The sequence below is a fragment of the Inquilinus sp. YAF38 genome (genome assembly GCF_052113205.1).
GTDB lineage: Bacteria > Pseudomonadota > Alphaproteobacteria > DSM-16000 > Inquilinaceae > Inquilinus.
In genome coordinates, this window is the sequence record NZ_JBFRCU010000126.1 from 1 (window position 1) to 16608 (window position 16608).

Here is a 16608-nt window from a genome sequence, read left to right on the forward strand (position 1 = left end):
GGATGGCCACGGCGCTACGCGCCTCGCCATGACGGAGAGGGGTGGCGAGGCGGCTCTCAGCCCCGATAGATCGGCGCCCCCGAAGGCGAGCCGGTGGCGCCGCCGTCGACGAACAGGTCGACGCCCTGGATGTAGCTGGAGTCGTCCGACGCCAGGAACAGCACGGTCTTCGCCACCTCCTCGGCCTTGCCGAAGCGGCCGGCCGGGATGCCGCGGCTGATGTGCTGCACCAGCGCCGCGCGGCCCTCCGGCGTCGGCGCCACGGCCGACCAGATGTCGGTGTCGGTCGCGCCCGGCGAGACCACGTTCACCCGGATGCCCCGCGGCGCCAGCTCCGACGCCAGCACCTTGCCCAGCGAGCGGATGCCGCCCTTGCTGGCGGCATAGGCCGACCAGCCGGCCGCGCCGAGCGCGCTGTGCACCGAGCTGGTGAGGATGATCGAGGCGCCGTCGTTCAGATGCGGCAGCGCCGCCTGGACGGTGAAGAACACGCCGGTCAGGTTGGTGCGGATGATCTGCTCGAACGCCTCGAACGAGGTCTGGCCGAGCGGGGTGGTGCCGCCGATGCCGGCATTGGCGAACACGATGTCGAGCTTGCCGAAGCGCTGTGCCGTCTCGGCCGCTGCCCGCTCCATCGCCGCGGAGTCCCCGGCGTCAGCCTGCAGCGCCAGCACGGACTCGCCCAGCTCGCGCGCCGCCGCGTCCAGCGTCTCGCGGTTGCGGCCGGTGATCGCCACCTTGGCGCCCTCGGCCACGAACAGGCGGGCCGTCGCCAGGCCGATGCCGGCATTGCCGCCGGTGATCAGCGCAACCTTGTTCTGCAATCTCATCTCGGTCTCCTGCGCCCCGCCCGGGCGACGATTGTAGCATGACGGGATCGGGCTGGGAGCGGTGCCCGGCCGGGCCCATATTCTGGATGACGATTGTCATCTCGATTGGGAAGATGATAATCATCATCCTGATTGTCAATGACCGGCCGAGGAGGAATTTGCGATGGGCCATTCGCGACAGGACAAGGCGGCCAGCCATGACCGCATCGTGCGCATCGCGGCCGGCCGCTTCCGCGAGGCGGGGGTCGACGGCCTCGGCGTCGCCGAGCTGATGCAGGAGGCCGGGCTGACCCATGGCGGCTTCTACCGCCATTTCGGCTCGCGCGACGCGCTGGTGGCCGAGGCGCTGGATGAGGCCCTGGCCCAGAGCCGGGCGACCGTCGCCGCCGAACGCGAGGCCGGCGCCGGCTATGCCGAGATCGTCGCCGAGTATCTGAGCCCGGCGCATCGCGACGCGCCGGCGGCGGGCTGCGCCGTGGCCGCCCTGGCCAGCGAGGCCGGGCGGCTGCAGGACCGGCCGCGCGAAGCCTTCACCCGGCATATCGAGACCAGCGCGGAGACGTTCCTGGCGCTGCTGCGGGCGAGAAACCCGGCCGCCACCCGCGCCGACGCGCTGCTGGCCGTCAGCGCCCTGGCCGGTGCCGTGGCCCTGGCCCGCGCCGTGTCCGACCCGGCGCTGTCGGATGAGATCCTGCAGGGGGTGAAGGAGAAGCTGACGGCGCTGGCCGGCGCCTGACCGCCGCTGGTCGTCAGCCCTTCTGAGCCTTCTCCGCCTCCGCCGGGGTCCGGGTGGTCAGCGACAGGGCGTGGACCCGGCCCTGCAGCTCGGCCGCCAGCAGGTCGTAGACCAGGCGCTGGCGTTCGACCCGCGAGCGGCCCTCGAAGGCGTCGGACACCACCAGCACCCGGAAATGGCTCTCGCCGCGGCCGTCATGCCCGGCGTGCCCCGCATGGCGATGGCTGTCGTCGATGATCTCGAGCTGGGCCGGGGCCAGCGCCTCCTCGATCTTGCGGCGCATGCGGTCGGCGATCTGCATCGGTCCTCTCCTCGATCCTGCCCCCGGTGATAGCAGAGGCGGTGCCGCGGCGGGAGTGTACGACCCGATATTCCGATATGACGCAAGGCCCGATGCTGCGACACGAGGGCAGGGCAGATTTCCGCCGCATCGACTTGTCAGGCGAAAACGCCCTCCCCATACTCGCAGGATGGCCACTGCAAACCGCAGAGAGTACCGGGCATTCGAGGAGCCGGCGCCGGCGATGCGCCGCTGCGACCGCCCGGACTGTGCCTGCGCCGGGGAGTTCCGGGCGCCGAAATCGCGGCAGCACCTGAACGACTACTGGTGGTTCTGCCTGGAGCATGTGCGGGAGTACAACCGCGCCTGGAACTACTACCAGGGCATGAGCGCCGACCAGATCGAGCGCGAGGCGCGGCGCGACACCGTGTGGGACCGGCCGACCTGGCCGATGGGCAGCTGGCGGGCCGAGCAGCGGCTGCGCGCCAAGATCTATCAGAGCTTCGCCGAGGGCGCGGGCGACAACCCGTTCCACGCCGGCCGCGAGGCGCAGGAGGAGGCGAAGCAGGGCCGCCCCCTGACCGAGCAGGAGAGCGCGATGAAGACGCTCGAGATCGCTCCTCCCTTCGACCTGAAAACCCTCAAGGCCCGCTACAAGACCCTTGTCAAACTGCATCACCCGGACGCCAATGGCGGAAGCCGCGACGCCGAGGAGAAGTTCAAGACCATCAACCACGCCTACAGCGTGCTGAAGGCCGGCTTCGCCTCCTGACCGATACTCTGGAACTTGGACTTCGACTGGATCATGAGCGCTGACACCTCCTCGACGCTGCCCGACATCAAGGTGTCCGTGCGGCAGACCTTCGGCATCGACAGCGACCTGCAGGTGCCCGCCTTCTCCGCCGCGACGCAGCACGTGCCGGACGTCGACACCGCCTACCGCTTCGACCGCGACACCACCATGGCCATCCTGGCCGGGTTCGCCCACAACCGGCGGGTGATGATCCAGGGCTATCACGGCACCGGCAAGTCGACCCATATCGAGCAGGTGGCGGCGCGGCTGAACTGGCCGTGCGTCCGGGTCAACCTGGACAGCCACATCAGCCGCATCGACCTGGTCGGCAAGGACGCCATCGTGCTGCGCGACGGCAAGCAGGTGACCGAGTTCCGCGAGGGCATCCTGCCCTGGGCGCTGCAGAACCCCTGCGCCATCGTGTTCGACGAATACGACGCCGGCCGGCCGGACGTGATGTTCGTGATCCAGCGCGTGCTGGAGGTCGAGGGCAAGCTGACCCTCTTGGACCAGAACCGGGTGATCAAGCCGCACCCGGCCTTCCGCATCTTCTCCACCGCCAACACCGTCGGCCTGGGCGATACCACCGGCCTGTATCACGGCACCCAGCAGATCAACCAGGGCCAGATGGACCGCTGGTCGATCGTCGCCACGCTGAACTACCTGCCGCATGATGCCGAGGTCGAGATCGTCCTGGCCAAGGTGCCGGACTTCGACACCGAGGAAGGCCGCACCAAGATCAACGCCATGGTCCGCCTGGCCGACCTGACCCGCGCCGGCTTCATCGGCGGCGACATCTCGACCGTGATGTCACCGCGCACGGTGATCACCTGGGCCGAGAATGCGCGCATCTTCGGCGATGTCGGCTTCGCCTTCCGCCTGACCTTCCTGAACAAATGCGACGAGGTCGAGCGCTCGACCGTGGCCGAGTACTACCAGCGCTGCTTCGGCACCGAGCTGCCGGAAAGCGGCGTCCGCGCCCATCTGGCGTAAGGCCGGCCGGTTTGTGAGTAGGTTGGGTTCGCAACCGCGAACCTAACATCGAGACGAAAGAGCCATGTTGGGTTCGCCGTGGGCGAACCCAACCACCGGCGGAAGAGCGGATGCCCCAGGACGACAGCCCGATCGAGGTGTTCAAGCGCGCCACCACGGCGACGGTGCGGGCCATCGCCGAGCGGCCCGACATCACCGTGGCCTATTCCAGCGAGCCGGCCGGCGTCGCCGGCACCCGGGCCCGGCTGCCGCAGCCCTCGCGCCTCTTGACCTCGGCCGAGGTCGCCAAGGTGCGCGGCGCCGCCGATGCCGTGGCGCTGCGGCTGCGCCACCACAATGCCAAGACGCACRCCGCCCGCATGCCGCAGGGCGACGTCGCCCGCGCCGCCTTCGAGGCGTTGGAGCAGGCGCGCTGCGAGGCGATCGGCGCCACCCAGATGGCCGGCGTCGCCGGCAATCTGGCGGCGGCGCTGGACGACCGCTTCAAGCGCCAGGGGCTGGACCGCGTCACCGAGCGCGAGCAGGTGCCGCTGGCCGAGGCGGTGCGGCTGGCCGCGCGCGAGGCGATGACCGGCGAGAAGCCGCCGCCGAACGCCCGCCACGCCGCCGACCTCTGGCGGTCCTGGCTGGAGAGCCGCATCGGCCGCTCGCTGCACGAGCTGGCCGACGCCATGGACGACCAGGAGGCCTATGCCCGCTGCGCCAAGCACCTGCTGGCCGAGCTCGACGTCGAGATCGGCCAGGAAGACGAGAGCCAGGAGGACGAGGACGGCGAGGACGACGACAAGGCCGATGGCGAGCAGCCGGAGGAGCAGGGCCGCGAGGGCGAACAGGTCAGCGCCGAGGCCGATGACAGCGACAGCGACCCCGAGAGCGGCGACGAGACCGATGCCGAGGGCGCCCAGCAGGAGGAGTCGGCCGACGACGATTCCGACGAGTTCTCGACCGAGGACACCGAGTCGCCGGGCCAGCCCTGGCGCGACGACCAGACTGGCGCGCTGGACCCGAACGGGCTGAACTATAAGGCCTTCACCACCCAGTTCGACGAGATGGTGGCGGCCGAGGACCTGTGCGACGCCGACGAGCTGTCGCGGCTGCGGCTGATGCTGGACCAGCAGCTGCAGCACCTGCAGGGCGTGATCGCCAAGCTGGCCAACCGGCTGCAGCGCAAGCTGATGGCCAAGCAGACCCGGTCCTGGGACTTCGACCTGGAGGAGGGCATCCTCGATGCCGCCCGCCTGGCCCGCGTGGTGATCAACCCGCTGACGCCGCTGTCCTTCAAGATGGAGCAGGACACCGACTTCCGCGACACGGTCGTGACCCTGCTGATCGACAATTCCGGGTCGATGCGCGGCCGGCCGATCACCATCGCCGCGATTGCGGCCGACATCCTGGCGCGGACGCTGGAGCGCTGCGGCGTGAAGGTCGAGATCCTCGGCTTCACCACCCGCGCCTGGAAGGGCGGCATGGCGCGCGAGCGCTGGATCCAGCAGAGCAAGCCGCAGAATCCCGGCCGGCTGAACGACCTGCGCCACATCGTCTACAAATCCGCCGACGCGCCCTGGCGCCGGGCCCGCAAGAACCTCGGCCTGATGCTGCGCGAGGGCGTGCTGAAGGAGAACATCGACGGCGAGGCGCTGCTGTGGGCCCACAACCGCATCGTCGGGCGGCAGGAGCAGCGGCGCATCCTGATGGTGATCTCCGATGGTGCCCCGGTCGACGATTCGACGCTGTCCGTCAACCCCGGCAACTATCTCGAGCGGCACCTGAAGCAGGTGATCGAGTATATCGAGCGCTGGTCGCCGGTGGAGCTGGTGGCGATCGGCATCGGCCATGACGTGACCCGCTACTATCGCCGCGCCGTCACCATCGTCGACGCCGAGCAGCTGGGCGGCACCATGATCGACAAGCTGGCCGAGCTGTTCGACGAGGAGCCGAAGAAGGCCGCCACGATGCGCCGGGCGAGCTGAGATCAGCCGGCTCACGCCGAATCGCCCTGCCTTCGCCGCGGCAACTCCACATCATTGCCATAATAAAAGTGCTCTAATCGCATCGAGAAAAACACGGTATGATCCTTCCGATCGGGGAAGACGTTCGCGGCATTGCCGCGATGTCGCCCTCGTGGATTGGCGTTGTTCGGAAATCGGACGGTTCGACTAGCGGCGTATTTTCCTGTTCTAGGATATTTTGGAGCGCAGGAATGCCGGTACACCATGATCGACTTGCGGGCGGCACGCAGGCGGCGGTTGGTTTCGATCCGGCGAACCACGCGAAGGGGTCGATCGCGTGACCGCGGGCGCGCAGGTGATCCTCAGGACCGTGCAGCGGATCTATGATGCCGCGATGGAGCCGGAGGAGTGGCCGCAGTGCCTCGACGCCGTGCGCGACCTGGTCGGCGGCTCGCATGCCGTGTTCACCATGAACGGCCTCGACGGCGTCCAGCTCTCCACCTGCTCCCGGATGGATGCGCGGCAGCATGGCGACCGCTGCGACCAGATCCTGCACAGCGATTTCTGGGCCGAGCAGATGCAGCGCTTCCCGGCCGGAGCCGCCCGCACCCAGTCGTCCCTGGTGCCGGTCCAGGACTATGAGCGGACGGATTTCTACCAGCAGCTGATCCGGCCGATCGGCGGCGGCCTGGCGGCGGTGGCGGTGCCGTGGCGTGGCTCATCCGGCTGGTCCGCCGTCCGCATCTGCCGGCCGCTGGACGAGCGCGATTTCGGCGCCGAGGAGCTCAACCGGCTGCAGGCCCTGGTGCCGCATCTGGCCAAGGCCGGCAAGCTGAACCGCCGCCTGGCCGGGATCGACCCGCGCGCGACCGGCGCCCTGGCCGCGATCGACGCGCTGGGCCTCGGCCTGATCCTGCTGAACCGGCACGGCCGGCCGGTCTATCGCAGCGAGCGGGCCGAGGCGGTGATCGCGGAGCGCGACGGGCTGCTGGCCGACGCCTACGGCCTCGCCACCACCCTGCCGGCCCAGACCCGGGCGCTGCACCAGGCGATCGCCGCGGCGATGCTGCTGGCCGGCGGGCCGGACACGGCCGATGACGCGCTGAGCCATGCCGCCGCCGTGATGCTGCGCATCCCGGTGTCGCGCCGGCCGCCGAACGGGCCCCTGATCCTGACCGTCATCCCGGCCCCCACGCCCGACCGCGGCACGGTCCCCGGCGAACCGGGCGCCGTGGCGGTGCTGATCTCCGACCCCGACCGCCGCTGCCGCATCGACACCGCCGGCCTGGCCGGCGCCTATGGCCTGACCCGGCGCGAATCCGACCTGGCGGCGCTGATCGCCAGCGGCCTCGGCCCGGCGGAGGCCGCCGAAAGCCTGGGCATCTCGGTCGGCACCGCCCGCCATTATCTGAAGCAGGTGTTCGAGAAGACCGAGACGCACCGGCAGGCCGAGCTGGTGCGCCTGCTGCTGCACAGCTTCGCCGCCCCCGACCTCGGCGCCGCGACGGAACGCTGAGCGGCCGACAGCTTGACCGGCCGGCCGGGATCGGGCTTTGCTGCGCCTCCCCGATTCAGGAGACACCCGATGCCGACCCCGGAGCCTGCGCCGGTGCTGGAGACCGACCGGCTGATCCTGCGCCTGCCCCGAGCCGAGGATTTCGACAGCTGGGCCGAGTTGATGGCCGACCCGGAGGCCGCCCGCTTCATCGGCGGGGTGCAGCTGCGCACCGTGGTCTGGCGCGGCTTCCTCACCATGGCCGGCGCTTGGACGATCCAGGGCTTCGCCAACTTCTCGGTGATCGAGAAGGCGACCGGGCGCTGGATCGGCCGCCTCGGCCCCTGGCAGCCCGAGGGCTGGCCGGGCACCGAGATCGGCTGGACCCTGTGCCGCGCCGCCTGGGGCAAGGGCTATGCCACCGAAGGCGCCGCGGCCACGATCGACTGGGCCTTCGATCATCTCGGCTGGACCGAGGTGATCCATTGCATCGCGCCGGAGAACGAGCCGTCCAAGTCGGTGGCGCGCCGGCTCGGCTCACGCTTTCGCGGCCTGAACCGGCTGCCGGCGCCGATCGACACCAAGATCGAGATCTGGGGCCAGAGCCGGGAAGACTGGCGGGGCCGGGCTCGCTAAGGCGGTGCGACGGCCTTGCTCAGGCGGCGGGTGGTCGGCGCGAAGCCGGCTGCCTCGTAGCAGGCGACGGCCCCGGCGTTGAACTCCCAGACGCCGAGCTCGAGGCTGCCGATGCTGCGGCCGCGGGCCCAGTCCTCGGCGCGGCGCAGCAGCAGCCCGGCGATGCCGCGGCGGCGATGGCACGGCAGCACCACCAGGTTGTCGATCTCGGCAATGCGGCGCTCCGGCCGGACCGGATTGGCCGGGATCACCTTCTCGGCCAACGTGGCCAGGCCGGCCAGGGCGCCGTGGTCCTCGGCGACCAGGATGGTGGTGCCGGGACCTTCGATCAGGCCGGCGATCAGCTCCGGGCTGCGCGCCGGGCCCGCCGGCTCGACGAAGATGTCGGGCCGGACCTCGCGGTGGAAGCGGTCGAGCTCGGCGAACAGGACGCAAAGCGCCGGGTGCTCGTCAGGACGGGCCGGGCGGATGATGAGCATGTCGGGTCTCCTGGTGGCGCCGCGCGGCCCCGGAGACCCCATATGGAAATGCCGCCGGAACCGGCGGCATGGAATGGGCATGAAAGATTGTCCCCGCCGCCTCAGAAGGGCGGGGCACCGTATCGCGGAGCGGGGCGAGGACGACGGGTCATGCCGGCAGGCTATCGGCGGGCCGGGCCGCGGTCAACCGCGCGGCCGGGCCAGCGCTTCGGCGATGGCGGCGGCCGCCTGGTCCGGGGTCTGGGCGGAATTGTCGAGGACGAGGTCGGAGAAGGCGGGGCCGGCATAGCCTTCCGCATACATCTCGACGATCCGGGCGCGCTCCGCCGCCGACAGCGTCCGGCTGCCGCGATCGGCCAGCGCCACGTCGATCGGCGGCGCCAGCGTAACCACGAACAGTCGCGCCCCGCACCGGCCCGCCGCCACGGCCAGGCGGGCGTGATCCTGCGGCCGCAACGGATGGGCGATCACCAAATCGTTCTTGGCGGCGGCGATCAGCGCCTCGATCCTGGCCAGGCCGGCAGCGATGCGGGTGTTGAGGCCGGCGCCGTCCGGCGCGTCGTGGTCGTCGCCGTCGACGAAGGCAGTGCCAGGCAGCAGGCCGGCCAGGCGCCGGCCGACCGTCGACTTGCCGGCATTGATCGGCCCGTTGATGCAGATGATGTCCATGGCCTGTCGCCCATCCATTGCCGCCTCCGTCTTACTCGCCGCCGACCCGACGGCCAATTGCCTTGAGAATGCCCCCGAGATCCGGTACCGCGAGGACAGCGCCACGGGGATGCGGATGATCGGGGTTTTCGATTCGGGACATGGCGGGCTGACGGTGCTGCAGGCGCTGACCCGGCACCTGCCGCAGCAGCGCTTCCTCTATCTCGGCGACCACGGCCACGCCCCCTACGGCAACCGCGAGCCGGAGGAGATCTACCGCCTGACCGTGGCGGCGGTGGAGCGGCTGTTCGGCCTGGGCTGCCGGCTGGTGGTCCTGGCCTGCAACACCGCCGCGGCCACCGGGCTGCGCCGGCTGCAGCAGAGCTGGCTGCCGCAGCACCATCCCGACCGGCGGGTGATCGGCGTGCTGGTGCCGATGGTGGAGGCGATCACCGGCGTGCCCTGGATGGCCGACATCCGCACCGGCCGGCATCGCGGCGAGCCGCGCACCGTCGCCATCTTCGCCACCCGCCACACGGTCCGGACCGGCGCCTTCGTCGAGGAGATCGGCAAGCGGGCGCCCGAGATCACGGTGGTGCAGCAGGCCTGCCCGGTGCTGGTGACGCTGATCGAGCGGGCGGCGCCGGAGGCGGTGCTGCGCCGCGCCGTGCGGCGCTACGCGGCGCTGCTGATGCGGCAGCTGCGGGGTGTGCCGCCGGATGCGGTGATCCTGGGCTGCACCCATTACCCGCTGGTCGCCGACCTGTTCGCCGCGGCGCTGCCGCCGGGCGTCGAGATGCTGTCCCAGCCCGACATCACGGCGCGCAGCCTGAAGGCCTATCTGCAGCGCCACCCCGAATTCGACACCGCCGGCGGGGCCGAGGCATCGCCGCTGTTCTTCACCACCGGGGATGCCGAGCTGGTCACCGCCCTCGCCACCCGTTTCCACGGCCGTCCGGCACCGTTCCGGCCGATCGGCACGGAGGCGCTGGCCGAGACACGGTAGGGTCGCACCCGAGAATAAACACACCAAGGGCAATTCCTTTATTGTCATTGCCGGGCTTGACCCGGCAATCCAGAAGATGTCGATAGCCTCTGGATGCCCGGGTCAAGCCCGGGCATGACAGCTTTGGTTTAGTTATTGTTGGAAGTCGGCTAAATCGGTGCTGCGAGCTAGCCATTCGAAAAGAACCGGATCCCGGCTTCCCATGGGTTATCGCGCATCGACCGCAGGCGCGTCCGCCAGTCGCCATCGTGGATCTCGAGCTTGTGGCTGTCGGGATCGAGGAAATAGACCGACGGCCCTTCGGTCTGGTTGATGCGCCAGATCGGAGCGCCGTGGTCGACCAGCCTTTTCGCGCAGGCGTCGAAATCGGCGACACTGAAGGCTATGTGCGTGTAGTCGGGATGGGGTGACGACCGCGTCTTCTCGTCGACGCTGAGGCAGAGCCAGAGATCCCCGGCCAGCAGATAGGCACCCCGGCTCCATTTCGCCAAAGGCTTCAGCCCCAGCACATCGACATAGAACCGGAACGATCTCTCGACATCGCTGATCGCCAGGGTGATGTGATTGATGCCGGTGACCATCGGCGCCTCTCCTCCCCGCCACACGCCTGGGACACTATCGGGAATAGGCCAGCTCAAGTCCCGGCTCCAGCCACTCCATCGCCACCAGCCGCCCGGTGCCGGACAGGGTGATGTAGGTGGTCCTCCGCTCCGGCCCGCCGAAGCAGATGTTGGTCACGATCGGGTCGTCCGGCAGCATCACCTGGTCCAGCACGGCGCCGTCCGGGGCGATCACGGTGATGCAGCCGGTGATCAGCGTGGCGACGCAGATGTTGCCCCGGACGTCAGGCACTGCTCTCCCCATCGGGTTCGGCCGGACCCGGCCACGGCGTTCCTGTTTTCGCACGATAGCGCCGCCGCCGGTCCCGTCCAGGCCGATCCGGCGGCGTCAGACCAGGCCGCCATTGGCGCGCAGGACCTGGCCGTTGACCCAGCCGCCATCCGGGCCAGCCAGGAAGGACACCGCCGCGGCGACGTCCTGCGGCGTGCCTAGCCGCTCCAGCGGGGCGGCCTTGGCAAGGCGTTCGACCAGCTCCGGCGACTTGCCGTGGAAGAACAGCTCGGTGCCGACCGGGCCCGGGGCCACGGCGTTGACGGTGATGCTGCGGCCACGCAGCTCCTTCGCCAGGATGCCGGTCAGCGTCTCCACGGCCGCCTTCGTCGCGGTGTAGATGCCATAGGTTTCCAGCCTGGTGCCGACCACGCTGGTCGAGATGCTGACGATCCGGCCGCCGTCGCGCAGCCGCCTGGCGGCCTCGCGCAGCACGTTGAAAGTGCCCTTCAGGTTGATCGCGACCGTCTTGTCGAACAGCGCGTCGTCGGCGTCGGCGATCCGCGCCAGCTGCATGATGCCGGCATTGTTCACCACCACGTCGACACCGCCGAAGGCGGTCTCGGCCGCCTCGAACATGCGGCGCACCGCGGCCGGGTCGGCGACGTCGGCCTGGGCGGTCAGGGCGCGGCCGCCCGCCTGCTCGATGCTTTGGGCCAGGGCCTCGGCGGCCTCGGCATTGCCGGCATAGTTGACGACGACGGTGAAGCCGTCCCGGGCGAGGCGCTCGGCGATCGCGGCGCCGATGCCGCGCGAGGCGCCGCTGACGATCGCGACCTTGTTGGGCGCGACCTTGCTGCTCCGTTCGCTCATCTTTTCCTCCAAACCCGACATCGTGTCGGTGAAGAAAAGATGGATCTTATCCGCTTCCGGATAATCTGGTTTTATCCGGCATCATCGTTCGGAATTCGGGAACAAATCCCATGGACCGGCTGGATGCGATGCGGCTGTTCCTGCGGGTGGTCGAACGCCGCAGCTTCTCGCTCGCGGCACAGGATCTCGGCCTGCCGCGCTCGACCGCCACCGAAGGGGTCAAGCAGCTGGAGGCGCGACTGGGCGTGCGGCTGCTGCAGCGGACCACCCGGCAGGTCAGCCCGACCCTGGACGGCGAGGCCTATTACCAGCGCTGCCTGTCGATCCTGGCCGATATCGAGGAGGCCGAGTCCGCCTTCACCGGCGCCAAGCCCAAGGGGCTGCTGCGGGTGAACGTGCACGGCATCCTGGCCCGGTCCTTCATGATGCCGGGCCTGCCGCGGTTCCTGGAGGAATACCCGGACATCCGGCTGCATTTCGGCGAGGGCGACCGCTTCATCGACCTGGTGCGCGAAGGCGTGGACTGCGTGCTGCGGGTCGGGCAGCCCGCCGACAGCACGCTGATCGGGCGGCGGATCGCGGTGCTGGCGGAAGGCACCTTCGCCAGCCCGGCCTATCTGCAGCGGTTCGGCACGCCGCGGATGCCGGACGACCTCGACGGCCACCGCATGGTCGGCTTTCTGTCCTCCGCCACCGGCGCGCTGCTGCCGCTGGAGTTCACGGTCGACGGTGCCCGGCACGACGTCACGCTGCCGGTGACGGTGTCGGCGGCGGGCGCCGAGATCTACTTCGCCGCCGGCCGGCTGGGGCTGGGGCTGATCCAGCTGCCGCGCTACCGGCTGCTCGAGGACATGGCGGCCGGCACCATGGTCGAGGTGCTGGCCGGCACGCCGCCCGCCCCGGCGCCGGTCTATGTGCTGTATCCGCACAGCCGGCAGCTGTCGCCGCGGGTTCGGGTGTTCATCGACTGGCTGGCGGCGGAGTTCGCGGCCCGCCTGCCGTCGGCCGAGGGCGGCTAGGGACGTCGGAGGCGGCTTACGCCGCCTCCTCCTGGCCATCGATCAGCCCCATCGCCTGGTGCTCGAACAGCTCGCGGTAATGGCCGCCCTCGCGCTTCACCAGCTCGGCATGGGTGCCTTGCTCGACGATCCGGCCGCGGTCGAACACCAGGATGCGGTCGACCTTCTGCACTGTCGACAGCCGGTGCGCGACGATGATCGTGGTGCGGCCGACGATCAGCTTCTCCACCGCCGCCTGGATCAGCGATTCCGACACGCTGTCCAGGCTGGACGTCGCCTCGTCCAGGATCAGGACCGGGGCGTCCGCCAGGATGGCACGGGCCAGTGCGACGCGCTGACGCTCGCCGCCCGACAGCTTCACCCCGCGCTCGCCGACCATCGTGTCGTAACCCTGCGGCAGGCGGGCGATGAAGTCATGGGCATAGGCCTGCGTCGCCGCGTCGACGATCTGCTCCATCGTCGCGTCGGGCCGGCCATAGGCGATGTTCTCCGCCAGCGAGCGGTGGAACAGCACCGGCTCCTGCGGCACCAGGGCGATCTGGCGGCGCAGGCTCTCCTGCGTCACCCCGGCGATGTCCTGGCCGTCGATGCGGATGGCGCCGCCGTTCAGATCGTACAGGCGCTGCACCAGCTTGACGAAGGTGCTCTTGCCGCTGCCGGAATGGCCGACCAGGCCGATCCGCTCGCCCGGGGCGATGGCCAGGGTGAAGCCGTCATAGATCGGCTGCTTCTGCCCCTGATAGCGGAAGGTGACGGCGTCGAAGTCGATCCGTCCGGCCTCGACCTTGATCTCCGGCGCTGCCGGCCGGTCCTCGACCCCGAGCGGCTGGTCCATGAAGTCGACCAGCTCCTCCATGTCGTTGACCGCACGCTGCAGGTTGCGGACATGCATGCCGACGCCGCGCAGATAGCCGTGGATCAGGGCGTAAGTGCCGAGGATGTAGGTGATGTCGCCCGGCGTCGCCATGCCGCGGCCCCACAGCCACAGGCCGATGCCCAGCACCATGCCGTTCAGCCCCACCATCAGCAGGTTCTGGGTGGTGCCGGAATTGGTGCCGCGATGCCAGGTGCGGATGGTGCGCTGGCGCCAGATCTCGACCGTGCGGGCGATGAAGCTGTCCTCGCGGCGCTCGGCGCCGAAGGTCTTGACCACGGCGTTGCAGCCGATCGAATCCGCCAGGTTGCCGCCGAGCTTCGAGTCCATCTCGTTGGCCAGCCGCGCCGCCGGGGCCACGTAGCGCAGCACCAGCACCAGGCTGACCAGCAGGAACACGGCGACGCCCGCCGCCACCGCGGCCCCCATCAGCGGCCAGCGCGCCGCCAAGAGCGCGGTGGCGCCGAGCAGGATCAGGATCGAGGGCAGCAGTTCGACCAGGATCACGTCGTTCAGCAGGTCCATCGCCCAGGTGCCGCGGTTGATCTTGCGCACCGTGGCACCGGCGAAGGCGTTGGCGTGCCAGTCGGTGGAGAAGCGCTGGACGCGCCAGAACGCCTCCTGCGTCATCGCCTGCATGACCCGCGTGGTGAGCCGGATGATGGCGCGGAACACCGTGTCGCGCAGCGCCACATAGACGATGCCGAGGGCGACGATGGTCAGCAGCGCCTGCAGCGCCGCGTCGTAACCGCCGGGGCCGGAGGCGATGGCGTCGACCATATGGCCGGCGAACACCGGCAGCACGACGTCGATGCCGGTTGAGGCCACCACGCCGCCGATACCCACCGCGATCTGCAGTGGATGGCGGCGCCAATGGCCGTAGCTGAAGCGCAGCACGCGCAGCAGAGGATTCTGGTTGGTGGTCTGGTCTTTGGTGGTCTGGTCTGGCGCCACGGTCGTTCCGACACCGCCGAAGCGGCATCCTCCCGGCTGAACGGTTCAGGCGAGTCGGCGAGGGCGAGGGCCCGGCACCGACGGCGATCTGAGGGTTTCGAGTGGGGCGCCCGGGCGGTACAGGCCCGTTGGGCGTCCTCGGCGGGATCCGGAGGCCCCCGGGGCCAAACCAGCCGGGAGCGCGGAAGCGGACCTACCTAGTGACGGAGGTCCGGGGAGCTGACGATGCGTGGCGATGTCACTGCAACTCCCCTCTGCCGTTTTTGTGGATGCCGTTCAACCCGCCGCGACCGACGGGAGGTTCTTGATACCAGCGACAGAATGTTTCAGCAAGTCGCGATGGGAAGATTATCGGGCTGATGTGGATTAGAGACGAAAAAGGACCGCTCACGCGGCCCTTTCCGGATGGATCGGCAAAAGAGAAAACTGGTGCTTACGGCTTCTTCGGCTTGACCGCCGGAGCCGCCGCCTTGTCGGCAGGCGCCGCCGCCGTCTGGGTCTTCGACCCGACCTCGTTGTAGCGGGTGTGCAGCTGCTCGTAGGTCTTGTTCAGATACTCGTCGAGCTGCTGCGGCGTGTACTTGACCACCTCGGCGAACTGATCCTGGCGCGCCAGGCAATAGGCCGCCTGCGTCATCCGCTGCATGCGCTGCGATTCGTCGTTCGCCATCTTGGTGCGATAGGTGTCGAACAGACGCTGGCCGTTGCCCTTGCCGTACTTGCCAAGCAGCCGGCCGAGCTTGTCCTGGGTCTCCAGGATGCGGTCGTCGTTGTTGACCACCCACTGGCTGAAGGTCCGGAAGATGATCGGATCCTTGAATTCTTCCTTGCAGCTCAGCCCGGTGACCATCATCTCGGTCTGCAACTTGACCAGCAGGTCGTAGCGCACCTCGGTCGGCGTCAACTGTGCCTTCGCCGGCAGGTTCACCGGCTGGTAGTTGCCGACATCGGGGAACAGCCCCCCCGTCTGTGGCTTCGGCGGCGGTGCCTCCTGGCAAGCCGCCAACGCCATGGCGGCCAATGCGGCCACCGCAAAACCCTTCATCATCCTCATCGGTACCCCCGCAGATCCATCGCCCGCACTTTAGCGCAGAAGCCCCGCCGACAGAATTCGAAATGCTCCGCCGCACCGGCCGGGCTCACAACGTGCTTCAACTCGAACCCATATCCCATTGTGATGCATCAGTAAAGCGTGATCAGTCCTGGCTCAGCTCCAGTGCCTCGGCACCAAGCTCGGTGAGCTGCCAGGACGGATCGGCGGCATCGGGGTCGAGACAGGCGACCAGCTTGGCCCGGCCGGTCTCTCGCAGGGTGGCGCGCACCCGCCACAGCGGCAGGCCGGCGGCCTCGGCCAACCCTGCCGCGGTATGCGGGACGGCGAGCAGGGTGAGGCTACGCTTCGCCACCTCGGTCAGCGTGCCGTCCGGGTTGATGCAGGCCATGGACCCGGATCAGCCCTTCACCTCGGTCTCGCAATACCAGAAGTCGGTATAGGCATAGCCGCCCTTGGCCCGGGCGTCGGCATCCTCGATCGTGCGCGGCGCCGGCACGATCACCTTGCCGCCGGGGCGCCAGTCGGCCGGGGTCGCGACCTTGTGCTTGTCGGTGGTCTGCAGCGCGTCGACCAGGCGCAGGATCTCGTCGATGTTCCGGCCGGTGGTCAGCGGATAGTAGATCATCGCCCGCACCACCCCGGTCGGATCGATGACGAAGACGCAGCGGCTGGTCTCGGTGCCCGACTGCTCCGGCATGATCATGCCGTACAGCGTCGCCACCTTGCGGTCGCCGTCGGCGATCACCGGAAACGGGATCTTCGTGCCGAACAGCTCCTCGATCCGCTTAGTCCAGGCCAGATGGGCATAGATGCTGTCGATCGACAGGCCCAGCAGTTCGACCCCGCGCTCCTTCAGCGCCGGGGCGATCCGGGCAAAGGCGACGAATTCGGTGGTGCAGACCGGGGTAAAGTCGGCCGGGTGCGAGAACAGCACGACCCAGCTGCCGCGGAAATCCTCGAGCGCCAAGCGCCCATGGGTGGTCTCGGCTTCGAAGGGCGGGGCCATCTGCCCGAGGCGGGGCAGGCTGGGCAGGGGGGAGGTTTCGGTCATGGCGGGACTCACTGCTGACGGCGGTGACGGCGACGTGAGCGGAGGATAATCCAGCCGGGCCGCCAGGGCCAACCGGCTGGTCCCGATGGCGGGGCGCGGTATAAGCT

General features: G+C 69.3%; 19 protein-coding genes. 8 read left to right on the forward strand and 11 right to left on the reverse strand.

Annotation, left to right across the window (positions count from 1 at the left end):
- Positions 1-56: 56 nt before the first annotated feature.
- Positions 57-830: a glucose 1-dehydrogenase gene (locus AB4Z01_RS33350; RefSeq protein WP_441700754.1), complete on the reverse strand. Its 774-nt coding sequence runs from the start codon at positions 828-830 to the stop codon at positions 57-59.
- Positions 831-993: 163 nt separating this feature from the next.
- On the opposite strand from AB4Z01_RS33350, the gene AB4Z01_RS33355 reads away from it, so the two are divergent.
- Entirely contained in the window at positions 994-1566 is a 573-nt protein-coding gene (locus tag AB4Z01_RS33355) for a TetR/AcrR family transcriptional regulator (RefSeq protein WP_441700755.1), read from the forward strand.
- Positions 1567-1579: 13 nt separating this feature from the next.
- Here the strand turns inward: AB4Z01_RS33355 and AB4Z01_RS33360 are convergent, their stop codons facing one another.
- On the reverse strand, positions 1580-1867 hold the full coding sequence (locus AB4Z01_RS33360) for a BolA family protein (RefSeq protein WP_441700757.1): 288 nt from the start codon (positions 1865-1867) through the stop codon (positions 1580-1582).
- Positions 1868-2090: 223 nt separating this feature from the next.
- On the opposite strand from AB4Z01_RS33360, the gene AB4Z01_RS33365 reads away from it, so the two are divergent.
- From AB4Z01_RS33365 to AB4Z01_RS33385, 5 genes are all read left to right on the forward strand, one after another.
- Entirely contained in the window at positions 2091-2618 is a 528-nt protein-coding gene (locus AB4Z01_RS33365) for a J domain-containing protein (RefSeq protein WP_429225156.1), read from the forward strand.
- A 33-nt stretch (positions 2619-2651) separates the two neighbouring features.
- Positions 2652-3632 (forward strand): cobaltochelatase subunit CobS, encoded by a 981-nt coding sequence (cobS, locus tag AB4Z01_RS33370; protein ID WP_441700758.1) that lies wholly within the window; start codon positions 2652-2654, stop codon positions 3630-3632.
- A gap of 110 nt (positions 3633-3742) precedes the next feature.
- Positions 3743-5602 carry a cobaltochelatase subunit CobT gene (gene cobT / locus AB4Z01_RS33375; RefSeq protein ID WP_441700760.1) on the forward strand — a complete coding sequence of 620 codons (1860 nt, stop codon included), beginning with the start codon at positions 3743-3745 and terminating at the stop codon, positions 5600-5602.
- Between the two features lie 316 nt (positions 5603-5918).
- Positions 5919-7097, forward strand: coding sequence for a helix-turn-helix transcriptional regulator (locus tag AB4Z01_RS33380; protein WP_441700762.1), 1179 nt, complete (start codon positions 5919-5921; stop codon positions 7095-7097).
- A gap of 69 nt (positions 7098-7166) precedes the next feature.
- Positions 7167-7712 carry a GNAT family N-acetyltransferase gene (locus tag AB4Z01_RS33385; RefSeq protein WP_441700764.1) on the forward strand — a complete coding sequence of 182 codons (546 nt, stop codon included), beginning with the start codon at positions 7167-7169 and terminating at the stop codon, positions 7710-7712.
- Here AB4Z01_RS33385 and AB4Z01_RS33390 read toward each other — a convergent pair.
- Both AB4Z01_RS33390 and AB4Z01_RS33395 read right to left on the reverse strand, forming a co-directional pair.
- Entirely contained in the window at positions 7709-8191 is a 483-nt protein-coding gene (locus AB4Z01_RS33390; RefSeq protein ID WP_441700766.1) for a GNAT family N-acetyltransferase, read from the reverse strand. The two genes, AB4Z01_RS33385 and AB4Z01_RS33390, sit on opposite strands and share 4 nt — an antisense overlap.
- A gap of 183 nt (positions 8192-8374) precedes the next feature.
- Positions 8375-8860, reverse strand: coding sequence for a hypothetical protein (locus AB4Z01_RS33395; RefSeq protein ID WP_441700768.1), 486 nt, complete (start codon positions 8858-8860; stop codon positions 8375-8377).
- A 115-nt stretch (positions 8861-8975) separates the two neighbouring features.
- On the opposite strand from AB4Z01_RS33395, the gene AB4Z01_RS33400 reads away from it, so the two are divergent.
- The gene (locus AB4Z01_RS33400; RefSeq protein WP_441700770.1) at positions 8976-9845 is read left to right on the forward strand and encodes a glutamate racemase; all 870 of its coding nucleotides are present in this window, start codon (positions 8976-8978) and stop codon (positions 9843-9845) included.
- A gap of 167 nt (positions 9846-10012) precedes the next feature.
- Here AB4Z01_RS33400 and AB4Z01_RS33405 read toward each other — a convergent pair whose 3' ends face one another.
- The 3 genes from AB4Z01_RS33405 to AB4Z01_RS33415 all read right to left on the reverse strand — a co-directional run bounded on the left by AB4Z01_RS33405 (position 10013) and on the right by AB4Z01_RS33415 (position 11549).
- Positions 10013-10426 (reverse strand): fosfomycin resistance glutathione transferase, encoded by a 414-nt coding sequence (locus tag AB4Z01_RS33405; protein WP_441700772.1) that lies wholly within the window; start codon positions 10424-10426, stop codon positions 10013-10015.
- Between the two features lie 34 nt (positions 10427-10460).
- Positions 10461-10697, reverse strand: coding sequence for an SMP-30/gluconolactonase/LRE family protein (locus tag AB4Z01_RS33410; protein WP_441700774.1), 237 nt, complete (start codon positions 10695-10697; stop codon positions 10461-10463).
- 96 nt (positions 10698-10793) lie between these two features.
- Complete coding sequence (locus AB4Z01_RS33415) at positions 10794-11549, reverse strand: SDR family oxidoreductase (protein WP_441700776.1); 756 nt, start codon at positions 11547-11549, stop codon at positions 10794-10796.
- 110 nt (positions 11550-11659) lie between these two features.
- Here AB4Z01_RS33415 and AB4Z01_RS33420 point away from each other — a divergent pair, with 110 nt between their 5' ends.
- A complete protein-coding gene (locus tag AB4Z01_RS33420) occupies positions 11660-12568 on the forward strand; it encodes a LysR family transcriptional regulator (RefSeq protein WP_441700778.1) in 909 nt (302 codons plus the stop codon).
- Between the two features lie 16 nt (positions 12569-12584).
- Here the strand turns inward: AB4Z01_RS33420 and AB4Z01_RS33425 are convergent, their stop codons facing one another.
- From AB4Z01_RS33425 to AB4Z01_RS33440, 4 genes are all read right to left on the reverse strand, one after another.
- A complete protein-coding gene (locus AB4Z01_RS33425; RefSeq protein ID WP_441700779.1) occupies positions 12585-14396 on the reverse strand; it encodes an ABC transporter ATP-binding protein in 1812 nt (603 codons plus the stop codon).
- A 433-nt stretch (positions 14397-14829) separates the two neighbouring features.
- Complete coding sequence (locus AB4Z01_RS33430; RefSeq protein WP_441700780.1) at positions 14830-15450, reverse strand: hypothetical protein; 621 nt, start codon at positions 15448-15450, stop codon at positions 14830-14832.
- Positions 15451-15592: 142 nt separating this feature from the next.
- Positions 15593-15838, reverse strand: a complete 246-nt coding sequence (locus tag AB4Z01_RS33435) for a hypothetical protein (RefSeq protein WP_441700782.1) — start codon at positions 15836-15838, stop codon at positions 15593-15595.
- Positions 15839-15847: 9 nt separating this feature from the next.
- Positions 15848-16501, reverse strand: coding sequence for a peroxiredoxin (locus AB4Z01_RS33440; RefSeq protein WP_441700784.1), 654 nt, complete (start codon positions 16499-16501; stop codon positions 15848-15850).
- Positions 16502-16608 lie beyond the last annotated feature (107 nt).

Bases quoted from the DNA above. Each gene is read 5' to 3' on its own strand.
- AB4Z01_RS33365 (WP_429225156.1), top strand. From the start codon at position 2,091: ATGCGCCGCTGCGACCGCCCGGACTGTGCCTGCGCCGGGGAGTTCCGG.
- AB4Z01_RS33390 (WP_441700766.1), bottom strand. From the start codon at position 8,191: ATGCTCATCATCCGCCCGGCCCGTCCTGACGAGCACCCGGCGCTTTGC.
- AB4Z01_RS33395 (WP_441700768.1), bottom strand. From the start codon at position 8,860: ATGGACATCATCTGCATCAACGGGCCGATCAATGCCGGCAAGTCGACG.
- AB4Z01_RS33415 (WP_441700776.1), bottom strand. From the start codon at position 11,549: ATGAGCGAACGGAGCAGCAAGGTCGCGCCCAACAAGGTCGCGATCGTC.
- AB4Z01_RS33420 (WP_441700778.1), top strand. From the start codon at position 11,660: ATGGACCGGCTGGATGCGATGCGGCTGTTCCTGCGGGTGGTCGAACGC.
- AB4Z01_RS33435 (WP_441700782.1), bottom strand. From the start codon at position 15,838: ATGGCCTGCATCAACCCGGACGGCACGCTGACCGAGGTGGCGAAGCGT.
- AB4Z01_RS33385 (WP_441700764.1), top strand. From the start codon at position 7,167: ATGCCGACCCCGGAGCCTGCGCCGGTGCTGGAGACCGACCGGCTGATC.
- AB4Z01_RS33400 (WP_441700770.1), top strand. From the start codon at position 8,976: ATGATCGGGGTTTTCGATTCGGGACATGGCGGGCTGACGGTGCTGCAG.
- cobS (WP_441700758.1), top strand. From the start codon at position 2,652: ATGAGCGCTGACACCTCCTCGACGCTGCCCGACATCAAGGTGTCCGTG.
- AB4Z01_RS33355 (WP_441700755.1), top strand. From the start codon at position 994: ATGGGCCATTCGCGACAGGACAAGGCGGCCAGCCATGACCGCATCGTG.
- AB4Z01_RS33360 (WP_441700757.1), bottom strand. From the start codon at position 1,867: ATGCAGATCGCCGACCGCATGCGCCGCAAGATCGAGGAGGCGCTGGCC.
- AB4Z01_RS33405 (WP_441700772.1), bottom strand. From the start codon at position 10,426: ATGGTCACCGGCATCAATCACATCACCCTGGCGATCAGCGATGTCGAG.
- AB4Z01_RS33430 (WP_441700780.1), bottom strand. From the start codon at position 15,450: ATGAGGATGATGAAGGGTTTTGCGGTGGCCGCATTGGCCGCCATGGCG.
- AB4Z01_RS33440 (WP_441700784.1), bottom strand. From the start codon at position 16,501: ATGACCGAAACCTCCCCCCTGCCCAGCCTGCCCCGCCTCGGGCAGATG.
- AB4Z01_RS33350 (WP_441700754.1), bottom strand. From the start codon at position 830: ATGAGATTGCAGAACAAGGTTGCGCTGATCACCGGCGGCAATGCCGGC.